Genomic DNA, 4103 nt, shown 5'->3' on the forward strand with positions numbered 1-4103 from the left:
ACGTTAATTAACAGGCAGGGTTGAAGGTCAGATATCGAACTTGTTGATGGTCAGGCCCGTCAGCATCTTCGGGTAAAAGTCGGTGGATTTCTGCGGCATGCGCTCGCCGGCGCCGGCCACCTCGGCCACCTGCTCCGGACGCGTCGGGTTCATCAAGAAGCACATCTGCATCTCGCCCGAATGCACCCGCTGGATGGCATTGCGCGCGTCCCGGGCGTAAACCACGTTCGTCTGCTTCGTCAGCGCCTCGGCGTCAATTCCCAGGATTTTCTCCAGCACCAGGCCGTGGAGCACCGCCACGTCCAGGCCCTTGTATCCCTTCGAGAACTTTTTCCCGAAGAACTCGTCCACCGCCTTGTTCCGGGCCAGGGTCAGCACGTAGCACTCCTCCTCGATCTCGCCCAGAACCAGGCCGAAGGCCGTCTTGTGCTCCGCGTACTCCTCGGCCATGACGTCCAGCATCTCATCCTCGCCGCCGCCGGTCATGGGGATGACCCGAATCTCGAAGTCCTTCTCCAGCGCCGCAATGAGCCGGATCGGGTCGGCAACTCCTGCGGCCAGGGAGTGGATGAGCCGGTGGGTGGCGAAGACGGTGAGCCCCTTGGAGTACATGTTGACGAAGGCCATCATCCCCTTGTCCACGGCGCCGAGCCCCAAGCCCGCCTTCCCCTTGGCGGTCATCTCGTTCATGTAGTTGACCGCGGTTTCATAGCGATGATGCCCGTCGGCGATGAAGAGGTCCAACGGCTCCAAGATTGCCTGGAGCTTGGAAATCACGCCTTCGTCGGTGATGAGCCACACGCGGTGGACGGCCCCGAAGTCGTCGCTGACCTCCAGGTCCGGCTTCCTCCCCCGCTTGGCCCCCTCGAGCAGCCGGTCCGAGGCCATCTCCCGGTCTGGGTAGAGCATGAAGATGAGGCCGAAGCTGGCGCCGGTGGCGCGGGTCAGGTTCAGCCGGTCGGCCTTGGGGCCGGCCAGGGTCGTTTCGTGCGGCTTGACGTGACCCTTGGAGAAGTCCTCGATCTGCGCCGTGGCGATGAAGCCGCCGCGGACGCGGGTCTCGCCTCCGGGGCCTTCGTACTCGATGTCGTAGGCGTAGATTGCCGGTTTGCCGTCCCGCGCCAGCACGCTCTCGGCAATCATCTTCCGGAAAAGCTCCGCCGCCCGCTGGTAGGTGTTGGTGCCGTCGGCCGGACCCTCGTCGCTTTTAATTATCCGGGCGATGTTCCACTCGCTGCGCGCGTAGTACTCGGTCCGCAGGTCGTCCTTGATTTTATCGTAGGGCTGGGTGACCAGGTTCTTCAGGTCTCCGGCCTTCGCCGTGAACCGGTGAGCCTGGAAGGGGAATATCTTGGCCATGGAGTACCTCTCCTTCGCGTGATTGACGATCCAGCGCGTGGAAATCGAGGGCAATCTTATTGACCCCGCCGGGAGATGTCAACCGCCGCCCGATGATGCAACCCCCTGCAATCCAAGGAGACAAGGGGTTTTGCCAGAGGCATAGCTCGCTTCGCTCGGTTAAACCCCTTGTCTTATCCCATGCCTAACATAATTTCGGTGGACGTTTTTTTCGTAAAGGGCGATACCGGATTCGAAGGGGCCGGCCCTTTTTGCCTTGGTCATAAAAAAACGCCGGTCGCGGTAACCGCCGTTTTATAGTTGTTTGGTGGGCGATACTGGATTCGAACCAGTGACTTCTGCTCTGTGAAAGCAGCGCTCTAACCAGCTGAGCCAATCGCCCTCAACCCCCCCAACCCCCCCATCTTGGGGGGGCACAGTCGCGGGGGGAGTTTATTTCAATTTGATAATTACCGCCGCGTGCGACGCGTATTAATAATTCCTCTGTTGTACCCCCCAACCCCCCATCTTGGGGGGGCACAGTCGCGGGGGGAGTTTATTTCAATTCGATAATTACCGCCGCGTGCGGGGCGTATTAATAATTCCTCAGTTGTACCACCCAACCCTCCCTCTTGGGAGGGCAACCTCGCGGGGGGAGTTGTTTCTTTTTTCTCGTCTGCCCCGCGCGCATATCTCCAGAAACTTCTCGGGGTGGAAACGCGCGGGCGAACTCCGGTCGCCGCTCCTCCCGGACGACCCCGCGGGCTGGTGGGCCCACCAGGACTCGAACCTGGGACTAACCGGTTATGAGCCGGTGGCTCTGACCAGCTGAGCTATGGGCCCACTGAAAGGCAGATAATGATAGGGGCAGACGGCGAGGGGTGTCAAGGGGAAATTGGTTGCGGTGAGCCACGATGGTGTGCTAAAATGCCCCGCCTACATGCAACCCCGGCGGTGCTCCGGCACTGCTCACGAGATGTGCGCTAGAGCGCGGGAAGGTTGAGATGAAACGGGTTACTTTACAAGCCGAGATACGTGAGGTCAGCGGCAAGGGTGGCGCTCGTAAGCTCCGCAGCACCGGTCTTGTGCCGGCCATCATTTACGGCAACGAGGTCGCGGAAACCATCCACATCGCCATAGACTCAAAGGTCCTGATCCATTCCGTGCGGCCCCACGAGGCGCACAACTTCATCGTGGATCTCGAGGTCGAAAAAAAGGTCTACTCGACCATCATCGCCGAGATCCAGCAGGACCCCGTGAACGATGAACCCCTCCACGTGGACTTCTACCGCATCTCCATGGACAAGCCGATCCACACCACGATTCCCATCAATCTTATCGGTTCCTCTCCGGGGGTGAAGGAGGGCGGCATGCTGGAGCACACCCTACGCGAGATGAGCATCTCCTGCTTGCCCGGCAATCTGCCCGACTTCATCGAGGTGGACGTTTCCAACCTCAACCTGGACGAGTCAATCCACGTCTCCGACCTTCAGCTCCAAACCGGCGTAGAGTTCCTCACCGAGGAGCACGACACGGTGGTCCATGTTCGTCGGCCGCGCCTGATCACCGAGGAGGAGGCCGCCGTGGTCGTCGAGGGTGAGGAGGTTCCCGTCGAGGGCGAGGAGGGCGCCGCCGAGGAAGAGGCGGCGGAGTAAGTGCTCGTCGTCGGTCTGGGCAATCCCGGCGAACGCTACGCCGAAACCCCCCACAATCTGGGCTTCATGGCGGTGGACGAGTTGGCCCGCCGCGGCAGGCTCAGTAGCTGGCGACGGGTGTGCGAGAGCCTGACCGGCAAAATTTCCCTCGCCGGGCGGCGGCTCTTCTTGTGTAAGCCACAGACCTTCATGAACCTTTCGGGACGGTCGGTGGCCTGCCTTTTACGCGAGACCGACACTCCACCCGAGGGGTCGTTGGTCATCTGCGACGACGTGAACATCCCCTTCGGCGAGCTCCGGATACGCCCGTCCGGCGGCTCTGGAGGCCACAACGGCTTGGAGGATATCGTCGCCCACGTCGGCGAGAATTTTCCCCGGTTGCGCATCGGGTGCGGACCGGCCCCCGAGTGGGTGAACCTGGCGGAGTTCGTCCTTTCGCCCTTCTCCGGGGAGCGCCTTCTCGAGGTCGCCGGGGTTCTCGACCGGGTGGTGGAGGGATTGATCCTCCTGGAGCGGGAGGGTTGGCAGAGGACCATGGCCCGGGTGAACGCCCGGATGCAGGGTGAGGACGGCTCGTCGGATAACGAAACCGAAACGTAGACGACTTGGGAAATGGAGTTGGTATGTTTCTGGCTTGGCCCGTGATCGGCGGTTCGCTGGCCCTCGTATTCGTGGTCATCTTCGCGGTTGGCGTCCTGCGCAAGCCGCAGGGCACGCCTGCGATGGTCACCATTTCCAATCAGATCCGCCGCGGAGCGCAGGCTTTCCTGAGCCGCGAGTACCGCACCGTGGGGCTCATCATCCTCCTCCTCGGGTGTGGGATGGCCTTCACCGGCCTGGGCTGGCGCACGGCGGTCTCCTTCGCCTTCGGGGCGCTGGTCAGCGCGGGGGCGGGCTTCATCGGCATGTCCATCGCGACGCGGGCCAACTCCCGCACGACCTACGCCGCCCAGGAAGGTATCAAACCGGCCCTCGGCATCGCCATCTCCGGCGGCGCCGTGATGGGGCTCTCCGTGGTCGGCCTGTCGCTTCTGGGGCTGGCCGGGGTCATCTGGCTCTTCGCCCCGGACATCTTCACCGGTGGGAAGGTGGAGCAGGCCGAGCTGTTGC

General features: G+C 62.2%; 4 protein-coding genes and 2 tRNA genes. 3 read left to right on the forward strand and 3 right to left on the reverse strand.

Annotation, left to right across the window (positions count from 1 at the left end; genetic code table 11):
- Nucleotides 1-27 precede the first annotated feature (27 nt).
- From NTW26_03855 to NTW26_03865, 3 genes are all read right to left on the reverse strand, one after another.
- Complete coding sequence (locus NTW26_03855) at nt 28-1359, reverse strand: DUF1015 domain-containing protein (GenBank protein MCX7021408.1); 1332 nt, start codon at nt 1357-1359, stop codon at nt 28-30.
- A gap of 305 nt (nt 1360-1664) precedes the next feature.
- Nucleotides 1665-1741: transfer RNA gene (locus tag NTW26_03860), tRNA-Val, on the reverse strand.
- 363 nt (nt 1742-2104) lie between these two features.
- A tRNA-Ile gene (locus tag NTW26_03865) sits at nt 2105-2181 on the reverse strand.
- 161 nt (nt 2182-2342) lie between these two features.
- On the opposite strand from NTW26_03865, the gene NTW26_03870 reads away from it, so the two are divergent.
- The 3 genes from NTW26_03870 to NTW26_03880 form a co-directional block, all read left to right on the forward strand.
- Entirely contained in the window at nt 2343-2993 is a 651-nt protein-coding gene (locus NTW26_03870) for a 50S ribosomal protein L25 (protein ID MCX7021409.1), read from the forward strand.
- Complete coding sequence (pth, locus tag NTW26_03875) at nt 2994-3593, forward strand: aminoacyl-tRNA hydrolase (protein ID MCX7021410.1); 600 nt, start codon at nt 2994-2996, stop codon at nt 3591-3593. It begins immediately after the preceding gene.
- Nucleotides 3594-3616: 23 nt separating this feature from the next.
- A partial coding sequence (locus NTW26_03880; GenBank protein ID MCX7021411.1) for a sodium/proton-translocating pyrophosphatase occupies nt 3617-4103 on the forward strand: 487 nt, incomplete at its 3' end.

The sequence above is a fragment of the bacterium genome, assembly GCA_026398675.1.
Lineage (GTDB): Bacteria > RBG-13-66-14 > RBG-13-66-14 > RBG-13-66-14 > RBG-13-66-14 > RBG-13-66-14.

Excerpts from the sequence above, each read along its gene's own strand:
- NTW26_03855 (MCX7021408.1), bottom strand. The coding sequence starts at position 1,359 with ATGGCCAAGATATTCCCCTTCCAGGCTCACCGGTTCACGGCGAAGGCC.
- NTW26_03870 (MCX7021409.1), top strand. The coding sequence starts at position 2,343 with ATGAAACGGGTTACTTTACAAGCCGAGATACGTGAGGTCAGCGGCAAG.